This is a genomic window from Streptomyces sp. NPDC043685 (assembly GCF_056436585.1).
The window spans coordinates 932,037-946,234 of the sequence record NZ_JBWKCH010000001.1 but is presented as its reverse complement, the minus strand read 5'-3'; the positions used below and the strand labels follow the sequence as shown (position 1 = coordinate 946,234).

Genomic DNA, 14,198 nt, shown 5'->3' with positions numbered 1-14,198 from the left:
GGGCCGGACACTAGCGCTCGTGAGGGGCTGTGTGACCAGTAAGTAATGCGCGTCACGTCTCACATGACGGACATCACACCGGCCCGGGTCATGCGGCGCCCCGTACGGCGTAGTTGAGCACCTTCTCGCTCAACAGCTCCTCGATGTCGTCGAGAAGGACGAGCATCTCCCGTGACACTTCGTCCGGGTTGCGCCCCTTGACCATCTCGCGGCCGATCCGCACGAAAAGAGTGCCGTGGATCCAGCAGATCTGACCCGCGATCAGCGCGGGCAGCGGGTCGCCGGGCGGGGCGCCCATCTCCTCGTGAAGGGTCGCCTCCAGGTTGCTCTGCAGCTCCTGCTGCATGCTCCACAGGCGGGAGCGCAGCGGGGGCGCCTCCTCGATGCAGCGCATGAAACGGTCGTAGCCCTCGATGAGGCCCATGCGGGGCGAGACTGCCTCCACCTCTGCGCGCAGCTCGCGCAGCACCGCCCGGGCGGCCGACTCCCCGGCGTCCCGGCCGCGCACCCAGCGCGAGAGCCGGTCGACGACGCCCTGGGAGCGGTCGAAGAAGAGGTCCTCCTTGGCCGGGAAGTAGTTGTAGACGGTGTTCACCGAGACGTCGGCCGCCTCCGCCACGTCCGCGATCGTCACCGTCATGAACCCGCGCTCCAGGAAGAGCCCGGTGGCGATGTCCGAGATGCGCTGCCTGGTCTCGCGCTTCTTCCGTTCCCTGAGCCCCTCAGCCATGTCCGAATCCTAGCTTCCTTGGACCCTCTGAAAACTTGGGGTCATTGCAAACTTTAAGAGACTCTGTTTTTCTTGGGTCATGACCATCATCAGTACGGCCGGACTGGCCCGTACCTTCGTGACCGGGAGCGGCCCCGTGGAGGCCGTGCGCTGTGTCGACCTGACCGTGCACGAGGGCGAGATCCTCGGCTTCCTCGGTCCGAACGGGGCCGGCAAGACGACGACCCTGCGGATGCTGACGACCCTGCTGGAGCCGACCGGCGGCGCCGCCACCGTCGCGGGCTGCGACCTGTCGACCGATGCGGCCGGGGTTCGCCGGGCCTGCGGCTACGTGGCGCAGTCCGGCGGGGTCGACCCGCAGATCAGCGTGCGGGAGGAACTGGTCACCCAGGGCCGTCTGTACCGGCTGACCAGGGCCCAGGCCGTCGAGCGCGCCGGGGAACTGGCCCGCGAGCTGGACCTCACGGGGCTCCTCGACCGCACGTGCGGCGCGCTCTCCGGCGGTCAGCGACGGCGGCTGGACATCGCGATGGCGCTCACCCACCGCCCGAAGGTGCTGTTCCTGGACGAGCCGACGACCGGTCTCGACCCGGGCAGCCGCGCCGACCTGTGGGACCTGGTGCGGCGGCTGCGCGACGAGCACGGCACGACGGTGTTCCTGACCACGCACTACCTCGACGAGGCCGACGCGCTCTCCGACCGACTGGTCGTCGTGGACCACGGCACGGTCGTCGCCGAGGGCACGCCGAGCGCCCTGAAACTGCGGTACGGCGGCTCCGCCGGCGCCTCGCTCCAGGAGGCGTTCCTGGCCATCACGGGCCGCAGCGCCACACCCGACGACTCCGCCCCCGTGGCCGTATAGGAGGCCCCGCATGCTGCTCCAGGACACCGCCCTCATCTACGGGCGCTACCTTCGCCAGTCCCTGCGCTCCCGCTTCGCCCTGCTCTTCGGCGTGCTGATGCCGCTGCTGTACCTGCTGTTCTTCGGCCCCCTGCTCACGGATCTGCCGCTCGGCGGGGAAGGCAGCTCCTGGCAGGTGCTCGTCCCCGGCCTGCTGCTCCAACTCGGCCTGTTCGGGGCGTCCTTCGCCGGCTTCTCGATCATCATCGAAAAGGGGCACGGGGTGGTCGAGCGCATGCGGGTCACCCCGGTCAGCCGGCTGGCCCTGCTGCTCGGCCGGGTGCTGCGGGACGCCACGGTGTTCGTCTTCCAGGCCGTGCTGCTGGTGCTGGCCGCGGTGGCGATGGGCCTGCGCGCACCGCTCGCCGGGGTGCTGATCGGCTTCGGCTTCGTCGCGCTGCTCACCCTCTCGCTGGCCGCCCTGTCGTACGCGCTGGCGATGCGGATGGACACCCCGCAGACCTTCGGACCCGCGATCAACGCGCTGACCATGCCGTCCATGCTGCTGTCCGGCCTGATGCTGCCGATGACCCTGGGCCCGGTCTGGCTGGACGTCCTGTCGCACCTCATGCCGTTCCGCTATCTGGTGGACGCGGTGCGGGACGCGTACGTCGGCGACTACACCTCGTCCCACATGCTCTACGGCGTGCTGGTGACCGCCGGTTTCACGGCGTTGTCCGTGACAGTGGGCACACGCGTGTTCCGAACCGCCGGGGCGTAATTAGGCTGGCCGCATGGTCAATCTGACGCGCATCTACACCAGGACCGGCGACCAGGGCAGCACCGCCCTCGGCGACATGAGCCGGGTCGCCAAGACCGACCTGCGGATCTCCGCGTACGCCGACGCCAACGAGGCGAACGCGGTGATCGGCACGGCGATCGCGCTGGGCGGCCTGGACGAGGAGGTCGTCAAGGTCCTCACCCGTGTGCAGAACGACCTGTTCGACGTGGGCGCCGACCTGTCGACGCCGGTGGTGGAGAACCCGGAGTTCCCGCCCCTGCGGGTGGAGCAGTTCTACATCGACAAGCTGGAGGCGGACTGCGACCGCTTCAACGAGCGGCTGGAGAAGCTCCGCTCCTTCATCCTCCCCGGCGGCACCCCCGGCGCGGCCCTGCTCCACCAGGCCTGCACGGTGGTGCGCCGGGCCGAGCGCTCGACCTGGGCGGCCCTGGAGGTGCACGCCGAGGTGATGAACCCCCTGACGGCGACCTACCTCAACCGCCTGTCCGACCTTCTGTTCATCCTCGCCAGGACGGCGAACAAGGAGGTCGGGGACGTGCTGTGGGTACCGGGCGGGGAGCGCTGAAGCGCCCCTGAAAGGGGCGCGGGGCTGAATCAGACATGCTCCGCCGCGCGACGAGCCACGACGAGCCGGACCGGGTAGCGGCCAATCACCGCACCCTCTCCTGCTCGATCTGCTGCTCGGGCACCCCGGCGGGAGCCTTCCGCGGCCAGATCAGATAGCTCAGCGCGACCAGCCCGTGGATCCCGGCCGCCCGCCAGGCCACGTAACGCCAGCTCTCCAGAGAGGTGACCCGGCTCGGGTCGTCGACGTACCAGATGGCGAGCTGGAGCAGCCCGGTCGCCACGGCGGCAGCCACCAGCGTGCCCAGCCACACCGTGCCCTCGTGGCGCGCCCGGGCCATGCCGTAGCGGGGCGGTCCGATCGGCTTGGGGGCGCCGCCCAGCCGGTGGGCGGCGTGGCCGTCGAGCCACTTCACGGTGCGGTGGCCGTGTCCGACGGTGTAGCCGATGTACAGCGCGGCCAGCCCGTGCGTCCAGTTCGGCTCGGCACCGTTCTTCAGGTCCAGCGCGGTGGCCACCAGCAGGACGACTTCCAGCAGCGGCTCGCAGAGCAGCAGCGCCAGTCCCGTACGCGGCATGCGCAGCAGGTAGCGGAAGGCCAGCCCGGCCGCCAGCAGCACCCAGAAGCCGATCTCGCAGGCGGCGATCAAGGCGACGATCACGGTTCGCTCCTCTCGGTCACCCTTCCAGGCTCCCGGCCGGAACGGCCCGCATCGTCGTCGCGACTGACGAAAGCGCGGTACATCGAAAGATGCAGCCGGGGACCCTACGCGGGGATCACGCGCCGGGCGCGACGGCCGTGTTGGATGGTGCCATGGCCGTACCGCTCCCCCGCCCGCACCGCTTCGACGTCCACATCGCGACGGGGAGCCTGCTCGGCGGACTGCTGCTGTGGGGCCTCGGCCTGGCCACCCGCCCGCCCACCGAGCCGTACGTGCTGCTGCCGGGACGCTGGCCGGTGCTGCTGCCGCTCCTCGTCATGGCGGGCTGCGAGCTGCTGCGGCGGACCGCCCCGCGCACCGCCCTGCTGATCGGCACGGCCGCGATCGTCCTGGACGTCCTCACCCAGGGGAACCTGGTGACGGTCCTGATGTACACCGACCTCATGTACGCGGCCGTGCTGTACGGCCCGCCCGCCTCGGCCCACCGCATCCCGCGGATCACCGGGCTGCTCTCGGTGGCCGGGAGCGTGGTGCCGTTCGCGGTCTGGCGGGAGCCCGAAGCGCTGCTGATCGGAGTGGTCACCGGCGTCGTGGCCTTCGCGCCCGCCGCCACCGGGCTGATCGTCCGCAACCACCGCGACGCCGCCGAGGCGGCCCGGCTGCGCGCCGAGCAGACCGCGCTGCTCGCCGAGATGGACCGCGCGCAGGCCGTCACCGCCGAACGCGCCCGGATGGCCCGCGAACTGCACGACATGGTCGCCAACCACCTCTCCGCGATCGCCATCCACTCCACCGCCGCCCTCTCCCTCGACGACCCGAAGACCTCTCAGGAGGCGCTGGTGGTCATCCGGGAGAACAGTGTGGAGGGGCTCGCGGAGATGCGGCGGCTGATCGGCATCCTGCGTGACTCCAGCGGCGACGTGGAACCGGCCGCCGCCCCGACGCTCGACGGTCTCGGCTCGCTGGTGGAGGGCGCCCGCGCCAACGGCCTCGACGTCACCCTGGACGCCGGCCAGGGCGAGGTGCCCGTGCCCGTCGAACTCGCCGCCTACCGGATCGTGCAGGAGTCGCTGACCAACGCCCTCAAGCACGCCGCCCCGGGCCGGGTCGGCGTCGCCCTCTCCCGGCGGGACGGCTCGCTCACCGTCAGCGTGATCAGCCCCTACGGTGACCGGGACGCCCCGCGTGCCCCCGGTTCCGGAGCAGGTCTGGTGGGCATGCGGGAGCGCGTCGCCCTGCTGGGCGGCACCTTCGAGGCCGGCCCCGAGGACTGTCCCGACGGGAAGATCTGGGCCGTGCGCGCCACCCTGCCCGTCCACGACCCCGTCGAAGGAGACATCGCATGATCCGCGTCCTGGTCGCCGAGGACCAGTCCGCCGTCCGCGCAGGCCTGGTGCTCATCCTGCGCAGCGCGCCCGACATCGAGGTGGTCGCAGAGGCGGCGGATGGCGAACAGGCGGTGGCGCTGGCCCGCGAGCTGCGGCCGGACCTGGTGCTGATGGACGTTCAGATGCCGCGCCTGGACGGGGTGTCGGCGACCCGGCAGGTGGTCGCGGAGCGGCTGGCCGACGTGCTCGTGCTGACCACCTTCGACCTCGACGCGTACGTGTTCGGCGCGCTGCGCGCGGGCGCCTCCGGCTTCCTGCTGAAGAACACCGAGGCGGCCGATCTGCTGGAGGCGGTGCGGACGGTCGCGCGCGGGGAAGGGCTCATCGCCCCGGCGGTGACCCGGCGGCTCATCGCGGAGTTCGCCGCGAAGCCCGTGCGCGAGCCCGCGGCCGATCCGGCGGTGCTCGACCAGCTGACCCGGCGGGAGCGCGAGGTGCTGTCCTGCCTGGGTCAGGGGCTGTCCAACGCGGGCATCGCCGAGCAACTCGACATGGCCGAGGCGACCGTGAAGACCCACGTCAGCAGGCTGCTGGGGAAGCTGGGGCTGCGCAGCCGGGTGCAAGCGGCGGTGCTGGCCCAGGAGTTGGGTGTCTGAGCCAAGTCTGTGCGGGGTGGTCCAGACCTATTGACCGGTGGTCCAGACCTTTCTATTCTCACCGCACCATATGAGTGGCGTGAGGCTCAGTCACGCCCCCACAACTCCATCAAGGAGGCGCAGCATGCGCTTCAGACACAGAGCCGCGGCAGGGTTCGCGACCCTGTTGCTCCCCTTCGCCGGTCTCGTCGGCCTGGCGAGCCCGGCCCAGGCGGCCACGTCCGCCACCGCCACCTACGCCAAGACCCAGGACTGGGGCTCCGGCTTCGAGGGCAAGTGGACGGTGAAGAACACCGGCACCACGACCCTCAGCTCCTGGACCGTCGAGTGGGACTTCCCCTCCGGCACCTCCGTCACCTCTTCCTGGGACGCCGACGTCACCTCCTCCGGCACCCACTGGACCGCGAAGAACAAGTCCTGGAACGGCACCCTCTCCCCCGGGGCCTCCGTCACCTTCGGCTTCAACGGCACCGGCTCCGGCTCCCCCGCCAACTGCAAGCTCAACGGCGGCAGCTGCGACGGCGGCACCACCGAGCCCGGCGACAGCGCGCCCAGCGCCCCCGGCACCCCGACCGCCTCGGACATCACCGACACCTCGGTGAAGCTGTCCTGGTCCGCCGCCACCGACGACAAGGGCGTCAAGAACTACGACGTCCTGCGCGACGGCGCCAAGGTCGCCACCGTCACGGGCACCTCGTACACCAGCACCGGTCTGACCGCGGGCACCGACTACTCCTACTCCGTCCAGGCCCGCGACACCGCCGACCAGACCGGCCCGGTCAGCGGCGCCGTCCGGGTGCGCACCACGGGCGGCACCACCGAGCCGCCCACCGGCGACAAGGTCAAGCTGGGCTACTTCACCGAGTGGGGCGTCTACGGCCGCAACTACCACGTCAAGAACCTGGTGACCTCGGGCACGGCGTCGAAGATCACCCACATCAACTACGCCTTCGGCAACGTCAAGAACGGTCAGTGCACCGTCGACGACACCTATGCCGCCTACGACAAGGCCTACACCGCCGACCAGTCCGTCAGCGGCACCGCCGACACCTGGGACCAGCCGCTGCGCGGCAACTTCAACCAGCTGCGCCAGCTCAAGGCGAAGTACCCGCACATCAAGGTGCTGTACTCCTTCGGCGGCTGGACCTACTCCGGCGGCTTCGGCCAGGCCGCGCAGAACGCCGCCGCCTTCGCCAAGTCCTGCAAGGCCGTCGTGGAGGACCCGCGCTGGGCCGACGTCTTCGACGGCATCGACATCGACTGGGAGTACCCGAACGCCTGCGGCCTGACCTGCGACACCTCGGGTCCCGCGGCCTTCAGGAACCTGATGTCGGCGCTGCGCACCGAGTTCGGCCCGAACTACCTGGTCACCGCGGCCATCACCGCCGACGGCTCCTCCGGCGGCAAGATCGACGCGGCCGACTACGGCGGCGCCGCCCAGCACCTCGACTGGTACAACGTGATGACCTACGACTACTTCGGCGCCTTCGACAAGGACGGCCCGACCGCCCCGCACTCCCCGCTCACGTCCTACCCGGGGATCCCGCAGGCGGGCTTCAACTCGGCCGACGCCATCGCCAAGCTCAAGGCGAAGGGCGTCCCCGCCAAGAAGCTGCTGCTCGGCATCGGCTTCTACGGCCGCGGCTGGACCGGCGTCACCCAGTCCGCCCCCGGCGGCTCGGCGACCGGCGCGGCTCCGGGCACGTACGAGGCGGGCATCGAGGACTACAAGATCCTGAAGAACTCCTGCCCGGTGACCGGGACCGTCGCCGGTACGGCGTACGCCCACTGCGGCAGCAACTGGTGGTCCTACGACACCCCGTCGACCATCGCCGGCAAGATGAGCTGGGCCAAGAACCAGGGCCTGGGCGGCGCGTTCTTCTGGGAGTTCAGCGGCGACACCGCCAACGGAGAGCTGGCGACCGCCATCGACAGCGGCCTGAAGTAGGCCGGACCAAAGGAAAGTTCGAAGGGTCGCAGACCCTGGGCGACATTGACGCTCCCCCGGACTTCGTCCGGGGGACCCCCACCCAGCGGGTGAATGTGGCTACGCCACATTCACCCGCTGTCCGGGTGGGGCTGCCTCGAGCCACGCGAGGAAACCGGTCAGCGCGTCTTCGCTCATCGCGAGCTCCAGGCGCGTGCCCCGGTGCAGACAGGCCAGGATCACATGGTCCGAGAGCAGCGCCAGCTCCTCCTCGCCCTCCGGGACCCGGCGGCCGGCCACCTCGATCGCGGACCGCTCCAGGACCCGGCGCGGACGGGGCGAGTACGAGAAGACGCGGTACCACTCGACCCGGTCACCGTTGTACCGGGCCACCCCGTACGCCCAGCCCTTGCCGTTGCTGTCGCCCTCGGCCGGGGCGTCCCAGCGCAGGCTGGCGTCGAAGGTGCCGCCCGAGCGCTGGATCAGTCGGCGGCGCAGGCCGAAGACGAACAGGCCCACCACCACGAGGGCCACCACGATTCCGCACACAGTCAGAGCGAGGACCACCGGCACCGACCTCCTCGTCTCCTAGGTAACGGAACGTAAAAATCACCCACATCCGCCTCAGCCGCGGCTGGGTCCGGATCTCTCCGGTACCCAGCCGCGGCTGAGTGACATCATCACGCGGCGGACAGGGTCAGCGTGCCGCCGTCGCAGCCCGCAGACGGACATCGGCGCGGCGCTGGGCCTCCGCGTCGTCCTCCGCCTTCGCGCGCTCGAGCTCCTGCTCCGCGCGCTGGACGTCGATCTCGTCCGACAGCTCGGCGACCTCCGCCAGCAGCGAGAGCTTGTCGTCCGCGAACGAGATGAACCCGCCGTGGACCGCGGCGACGACCGTCCCGCCCTCGCTCGTGCGGATCGTCACCGGGCCCGACTCCAGCACACCGAGCAGCGGCTGGTGACCGGGCATGACGCCGATGTCGCCGGACGTGGTGCGCGCGACGACCAGGGTGGCCTGGCCGGACCAGACCTCACGGTCGGCCGCGACCAGCGCGACGTGCAGCTCAGCAGCCAAGGGTGGCTCCTCGGGTCACCACCCGGCGGGAGTGCCGGGTGTTGGTTACAAGTCTAGTAGGCGTGAATGAGGGGGCGGGACGAACCCCGCCCCCTCATGACTCGAGCGCTGCCCGGGTCAGGAGACGCCGAGCTCCTTCGCGTTCTTCTTCAGGTCCTCGAGACCACCGCACATGAAGAACGCCTGCTCCGGGAAGTGGTCGTACTCGCCGTCGCAGATCGCGTTGAACGCGGCGATCGACTCGTCCAGCGGCACGTCCGAACCGTCCACGCCGGTGAACTGCTTGGCGGCGTGGGTGTTCTGGGACAGGAAGCGCTCCACGCGACGGGCACGGTGGACGACGAGCTTGTCCTCCTCGCCGAGCTCGTCGATACCGAGGATCGCGATGATGTCCTGCAGGTCCTTGTACTTCTGCAGGATGTTCTTCACGCGCATCGCGGCGTTGTAGTGGTCCGCCGAGATGTACCGCGGGTCGAGGATGCGGGACGTCGAGTCCAGCGGGTCCACGGCCGGGTAGATGCCCTTCTCGGAGATCGGACGGGACAGAACCGTCGTCGCGTCGAGGTGGGCGAAGGTGGTGGCCGGGGCCGGGTCGGTCAGGTCGTCCGCGGGGACGTAGATCGCCTGCATCGAGGTGATCGAGTGACCACGGGTCGAGGTGATGCGCTCCTGGAGGGTGCCCATCTCGTCGGCCAGGTTCGGCTGGTAGCCCACCGCGGAGGGCATACGGCCGAGCAGGGTCGACACCTCGGAACCGGCCTGGGTGAAGCGGAAGATGTTGTCGATGAAGAACAGCACGTCCTGCTTCTGGACGTCGCGGAAGTACTCCGCCATCGTCAGGCCGGCCAGGGCCACGCGCAGACGGGTGCCCGGGGGCTCGTCCATCTGGCCGAAGACCAGGGCGGTCTTGTCCAGAACGCCGGACTCTTCCATCTCCGCGATGAGGTCGTTGCCCTCACGGGTGCGCTCGCCGACGCCCGCGAAGACGGAGACGCCCTCGTGGAGGTTGGCGACACGCATGATCATTTCCTGGATCAGCACGGTCTTGCCGACACCGGCACCACCGAACAGACCGATCTTGCCGCCCTTGACGTACGGGGTGAGCAGGTCGACGACCTTCAGGCCCGTCTCGAACATCTCGGTCTTCGACTCGAGCTGGTCGAACGCGGGGGCCTTGCGGTGGATGGACCAGCGCTCGCCGTCGTGCACCTCGTCGCTGTTCAGCACCTCACCGAGGGTGTTGAACACCTTGCCCTTGGTGAAGTCACCGACCGGGACGGTGATGCCCGCGCCCGTGTCGGTCACCGGGGCCTGGCGGACCAGGCCGTCGGTGGGCTGCATGGAGATGGCGCGGACCAGGCCGTCACCCAGGTGCTGGGCGACCTCCAGGGTCAGCGTCTTCTTCTCGCCCGCGAGCGCCGGGTCGGCGACCTCGACGTGCAGGGCGTTGTAGATCTCCGGCATCGCGTCGACGGGGAACTCCACGTCGACGACCGGGCCGATGACCCGCGCGACGCGGCCAGTGGCCACGCCAGCAGGAGCGGTCGGCTCAACAGTGGTGGTCATTTATCGGTCACTCCCCGCGGTCGCGTCGGCCAGGGCACTGGCGCCACCGACGATCTCGCTGATTTCCTGGGTGATTTCGGCCTGGCGGGCCTGGTTGGCAAGCCGGGTGAGCGTCTCGATGAGCTCTCCGGCGTTGTCGGTGGCCGACTTCATCGCGCGCCGCGTGGCGGCGTGCTTGGAGGCGGCCGACTGGAGCAGCGCGTTGTAGATGCGGCTCTCCACGTAACGCGGCAGCAGGGCGTCCAGGACGTCCTCCGCCGAGGGCTCGAAGTCGAACAGCGGGAGGATCTCGCCCTTGGGCTTGGCCTCCGCCGCGACCTCGTCGAGGCTGAGCGGCAGCAGCCGCGCCTCGATCGCCGTCTGCGTCATCATCGACACGAACTCGGTGTAGACGATGTGGAGCTCGTCCACGCCGCCCTCGGCCGTCTCCGTCTCGATCGCCTCGATCAGCGGGGCCGCGACCTTCTTGGCGTCCGCGTACGAGGGCTCGTCGGTGAAGCCCGTGAACGACTCCGCGATCTTGCGCTCGCGGAAGTTGTAGTGGGCGACACCACGGCGGCCGACGATGTAGTTGACGACCTCCTTGCCCTCGGCCTCAAGCTTCGCCGTGAGCTTCTCCGCGGCCTTGATGGCGTTGGAGTTGAAGGCGCCGGCCAGACCGCGGTCGCTCGTGAGGAGCAGGACCGCGGCACGGGTCGGGTTCTCCGGCTCCGTCGTCAGCGGGTGCTTGGTGTTGGATCCGCCGGCGACCGCCGTGACCGCCCGGGTGAGCTCGGTCGCGTACGGGGTGGAGGCCGCCACCTTGCGCTGCGCCTTGACGACGCGCGAGGCGGCGATCATCTCCATCGCCTTGGTGATCTTCTTGGTCGCGGTGACGGATCGGATGCGACGCTTGTAGACCCGGAGCTGGGCTCCCATGAGTCAGGTCCCTTCCGTCGTCACTTACCGGCAGCCGGAGTGTCCTCGCCGAGCAGCTTGCCGTCGGAGGTCTCGAACTGCTTCTTGAACTCCACGATGGCGTCCGCCACGGCCTGCAGGGTGTCGTCGGACATCTTGCCGCCCTCGCGGATGGAGGTCATCAGGCCCTGCTCCTTGCGGTGCAGGTACTCCAGCAGCTCCTTCTCGAAGCGGCGGATGTCGGCGACGGGGACGTCGTCCATCTTGCCGGTGGTGCCGGCCCAGACGGAGACGACCTGGTCCTCGGTGGCCATCGGCTGGTACTGCGCCTGCTTCAGCAGCTCGACCATGCGCTGACCGCGCTCCAGCTGCGCCTTCGACGCGGCGTCCAGGTCGGAACCGAAGGCGGCGAACGCCTCCAGCTCACGGAACTGGGCGAGGTCCACGCGCAGACGGCCGGAGACCTGCTTCATCGCCTTGTGCTGCGCGGAACCACCGACTCGGGAGACGGAGATACCGACGTTCAGCGCGGGGCGCTGACCGGCGTTGAACAGGTCCGACTCCAGGAAGCACTGGCCGTCGGTGATGGAGATGACGTTGGTCGGGATGAACGCCGAGACGTCGTTGGCCTTGGTCTCGACGATCGGCAGACCGGTCATCGAGCCGGCGCCCATCTCGTCGGAGAGCTTGGCGCAGCGCTCCAGCAGACGCGAGTGCAGGTAGAAGACGTCACCCGGGTAGGCCTCACGGCCCGGCGGGCGGCGCAGCAGCAGCGACACGGCGCGGTAGGCGTCGGCCTGCTTCGACAGGTCGTCGAAGATGATCAGGACGTGCTTGCCCTGGTACATCCAGTGCTGGCCGATGGCCGAACCGGTGTACGGCGCCAGGTACTTGAAGCCGGCCGGGTCGGACGCCGGGGCGGCGACGATGGTCGTGTACTCCAGCGCGCCGGCCTCCTCCAGAGCGCCGCGCACACCGGCGATGGTGGAGCCCTTCTGGCCGATGGCGACGTAGATGCAGCGGACCTGCTTGTTCGGGTCGCCCGTGCGCCAGTTGTCGCGCTGGTTGATGATCGTGTCGACGGCCAGAGCGGTCTTGCCGGTCTGACGGTCACCGATGATCAGCTGACGCTGGCCACGGCCGATCGGGGTCATCGCGTCGACGGCCTTGTAGCCCGTCTCCATCGGCTCGTGCACCGACTTGCGGACCATGACGCCCGGGGCCTGAAGCTCCAGGGCGCGACGGTCTTCGGTCTCGATCTCGCCGAGGCCGTCGATCGGGTTGCCGAGGGGGTCCACCACGCGGCCGAGGTAACCCTCGCCCACCGCGACGGAGAGAACCTCACCGGTACGGGAGACCGGCTGACCCTCCTCGATACCGCTGAACTCGCCGAGGACGACGCAGCCGATCTCGCGCTCCTCGAGGTTGAGGGCGAGACCGAGGCTGCCGTCCTCGAACTTCAGCAGCTCGTTGGCCATGACCGAGGGCAGACCCTCGACCTTCGCGATACCGTCGCCGGCGAAGGTGACCGTACCGACCTCCTCGCGCGAGGCCGCGTCCGGCTTGTACGCCTGGACGAAGTTCTCCAGCGCGTCCCGGATCTCCTCCGGCCGGATCGTGAGCTCCGCCATCTGGGTTCCCTGCTCTCCTTGTTGGGCCCGAAGTTTCACTTTGGGGGTCTGGGGGCGACCCCCAGGATTCTTCTGCACGGCCCAACCAGGGCCGTCGTCAGTACGTACTGCCTATTGAGTTGCTGCTCAGCCGGCGAGCCGGCGGCTGGCGTCCTCGATGCGGTCCGCGAGGGAGCCGTTGATCACCTCGTCGCCGACCTGCACCCTGATGCCGCCGAGGACCTCGGGGTCCACGTCCAGGTTGAGGTGCATCGGGCGGCCGTAGAGCTTCGCGAGGGCGGCGCCCAGGCGCTGCTTCTGCGGGTCGCTCAGCGGGACCGCGGAGGTCACGATGGCGACCATGCGGTTCCGGCGGTCGGCGGCGAGCTTGGACAGGGACTCGAGTCCCGCCTCCAGGCTACGTCCCCGCGGCGCGGTCACAAGGCGCGTCACCAGACGCTCGGTGGTCGACTGCGCCCGGCCGCCGAGGAGGCTGCGCAGCAGCTCGCTCTTGGCCGAGGTGGTGGCCTTGCGGTCGGTCAGCGCGGCACGCAGCTCGGTGCTGCCGGAGACGATCCGGCCGAACCGGAACAGCTCGTCCTCGACGTCGTCGAGCTTGCCGGCCTGCTGGGCGGCGTTGAGGTCGGCCGTGGCGGCCAGCTCCTCCAGCGCGTCCACCAGGTCGCGCGACTGCGACCAGCGGGAGCGCACCATGCCGGCCACCAGGTCGGCGGCCGGGCCGCTGACCTGGGTGCCGAGCAGGCGCTGGGCCAGCTCGGCCTTGGCCTCAGCGGCCTGCGCCGGGTCGGTGAGGACCCGACGCAGCGACACCTCGCGGTCGAGCAGCGCGGTGACGGCGGCCAGCTCGTCGGCGAGCGAGCCCGCGTTCACGGACGTCGAGTCCGTCAGCGCGTCGAGACGCTCGCGTGCGGCTGCCAGGGCCTCGCGGCTCGCTCCGTTCATCGTCCGGCCTCGGCCTTCTCCTCGAGCTCGTCGAGGAACCGGTCGATCACACGGCTCTGCCGGGCGTGGTCCTCGAGGGACTCGCCGACGAGCTTGCCGGCCAGGTCGGTGGCGAGCTTGCCGACGTCCTGGCGCAGCGCGGACGCGGCGGCCTTGCGGTCGGCCTCGATCTGGGCGTGACCTGCGGCGACGATCTCCTCGCGCTGACGCTGGCCCTCGGCCCGCATCTCGGCGATGAGCGTGGCACCCTGCTCCTGCGCCTCCTGGCGCAGACGCGCGGCCTCGTGCCGGGCCTCGGCGAGCTGTGCCTTGTACTGCTCAAGGACGCTCTGAGCCTCGACCTTCATGGTCTCGGCCTCTTCGATACCGCCTTCGATCGCCGCGCGGCGCTCCTCCAGAACCTTGTTGATGTTCGGAAGCAGCTTCTTCCAGAAGAAGAAGAACACGATGGCGAAGGCGATGGTGCCGATGAGCAGCTCGGGGCCCGGAGGAACGAGCGGGTTCTGCTCTTCCTCGGCCGCCAGCTGCACCAGGTTGGCGATCACATCAGTGCCTTTCGTCGATGCGTGTCAGTAAG

General features: G+C 69.8%; 15 protein-coding genes. 6 read left to right on the top strand and 9 right to left on the bottom strand.

Annotation, left to right across the window (positions count from 1 at the left end; translation table 11 throughout):
- Window positions 1–88: 88 nt before the first annotated feature.
- Window positions 89–730 (bottom strand): TetR/AcrR family transcriptional regulator, encoded by a 642-nt coding sequence (locus AC0665_RS04460; RefSeq protein ID WP_478610024.1) that lies wholly within the window; start codon window positions 728–730, stop codon window positions 89–91.
- Between the two features lie 79 nt (window positions 731–809).
- Between AC0665_RS04460 and AC0665_RS04455 the strand changes: the two genes are divergently transcribed.
- Genes AC0665_RS04455 through AC0665_RS04445 form a run of 3 tightly spaced genes read left to right on the top strand, consistent with a single transcriptional unit; the run spans window position 810 to window position 2,938 of the window.
- Entirely contained in the window at window positions 810–1,592 is a 783-nt protein-coding gene (locus AC0665_RS04455) for an ABC transporter ATP-binding protein (protein ID WP_478704399.1), read from the top strand.
- Window positions 1,593–1,602: 10 nt separating this feature from the next.
- A complete protein-coding gene (locus AC0665_RS04450) occupies window positions 1,603–2,352 on the top strand; it encodes an ABC transporter permease (RefSeq protein WP_478704398.1) in 750 nt (249 codons plus the stop codon).
- Window positions 2,353–2,365: 13 nt separating this feature from the next.
- Window positions 2,366–2,938 (top strand): cob(I)yrinic acid a,c-diamide adenosyltransferase, encoded by a 573-nt coding sequence (locus tag AC0665_RS04445; RefSeq protein WP_468407604.1) that lies wholly within the window; start codon window positions 2,366–2,368, stop codon window positions 2,936–2,938.
- Window positions 2,939–3,023: 85 nt separating this feature from the next.
- On the opposite strand, the gene AC0665_RS04440 is transcribed toward AC0665_RS04445, so the two are convergent.
- On the bottom strand, window positions 3,024–3,599 hold the full coding sequence (locus AC0665_RS04440; protein ID WP_478704397.1) for a hypothetical protein: 576 nt from the start codon (window positions 3,597–3,599) through the stop codon (window positions 3,024–3,026).
- Between the two features lie 152 nt (window positions 3,600–3,751).
- Here AC0665_RS04440 and AC0665_RS04435 point away from each other — a divergent pair, with 152 nt between their 5' ends.
- From AC0665_RS04435 to AC0665_RS04425, 3 genes are all read left to right on the top strand, one after another.
- Window positions 3,752–4,945: a sensor histidine kinase gene (locus AC0665_RS04435; RefSeq protein WP_478704396.1), complete on the top strand. Its 1,194-nt coding sequence runs from the start codon at window positions 3,752–3,754 to the stop codon at window positions 4,943–4,945.
- A complete protein-coding gene (locus AC0665_RS04430; RefSeq protein WP_468638529.1) occupies window positions 4,942–5,583 on the top strand; it encodes a response regulator in 642 nt (213 codons plus the stop codon). Before AC0665_RS04435 ends, AC0665_RS04430 begins: the two co-directional genes overlap by 4 nt.
- Window positions 5,584–5,707: 124 nt before the next feature.
- Entirely contained in the window at window positions 5,708–7,531 is a 1,824-nt protein-coding gene (locus AC0665_RS04425; protein WP_478704395.1) for a glycosyl hydrolase family 18 protein, read from the top strand.
- 99 nt (window positions 7,532–7,630) lie between these two features.
- Here AC0665_RS04425 and AC0665_RS04420 read toward each other — a convergent pair whose 3' ends face one another.
- The 7 genes from AC0665_RS04420 to AC0665_RS04390 form a co-directional block, all read right to left on the bottom strand.
- Window positions 7,631–8,077 carry a DUF2550 domain-containing protein gene (locus AC0665_RS04420; RefSeq protein ID WP_361302195.1) on the bottom strand — a complete coding sequence of 149 codons (447 nt, stop codon included), beginning with the start codon at window positions 8,075–8,077 and terminating at the stop codon, window positions 7,631–7,633.
- 130 nt (window positions 8,078–8,207) lie between these two features.
- Complete coding sequence (locus AC0665_RS04415) at window positions 8,208–8,585, bottom strand: F0F1 ATP synthase subunit epsilon (protein ID WP_033312984.1); 378 nt, start codon at window positions 8,583–8,585, stop codon at window positions 8,208–8,210.
- Window positions 8,586–8,702: 117 nt separating this feature from the next.
- Entirely contained in the window at window positions 8,703–10,151 is a 1,449-nt protein-coding gene (atpD, locus tag AC0665_RS04410) for a F0F1 ATP synthase subunit beta (protein ID WP_363117299.1), read from the bottom strand.
- Window positions 10,152–11,069, bottom strand: a complete 918-nt coding sequence (locus AC0665_RS04405) for a F0F1 ATP synthase subunit gamma (RefSeq protein ID WP_391901083.1) — start codon at window positions 11,067–11,069, stop codon at window positions 10,152–10,154.
- Window positions 11,070–11,089: 20 nt separating this feature from the next.
- Window positions 11,090–12,679 carry a F0F1 ATP synthase subunit alpha gene (atpA, locus tag AC0665_RS04400; protein ID WP_363117298.1) on the bottom strand — a complete coding sequence of 530 codons (1,590 nt, stop codon included), beginning with the start codon at window positions 12,677–12,679 and terminating at the stop codon, window positions 11,090–11,092.
- Between the two features lie 126 nt (window positions 12,680–12,805).
- Entirely contained in the window at window positions 12,806–13,621 is an 816-nt protein-coding gene (locus AC0665_RS04395; protein ID WP_363117297.1) for a F0F1 ATP synthase subunit delta, read from the bottom strand.
- Entirely contained in the window at window positions 13,618–14,166 is a 549-nt protein-coding gene (locus tag AC0665_RS04390; RefSeq protein ID WP_031104200.1) for a F0F1 ATP synthase subunit B, read from the bottom strand. The genes AC0665_RS04395 and AC0665_RS04390 overlap by 4 nt, the downstream gene beginning before the upstream one ends.
- Window positions 14,167–14,198: the final 32 nt, after the last annotated feature.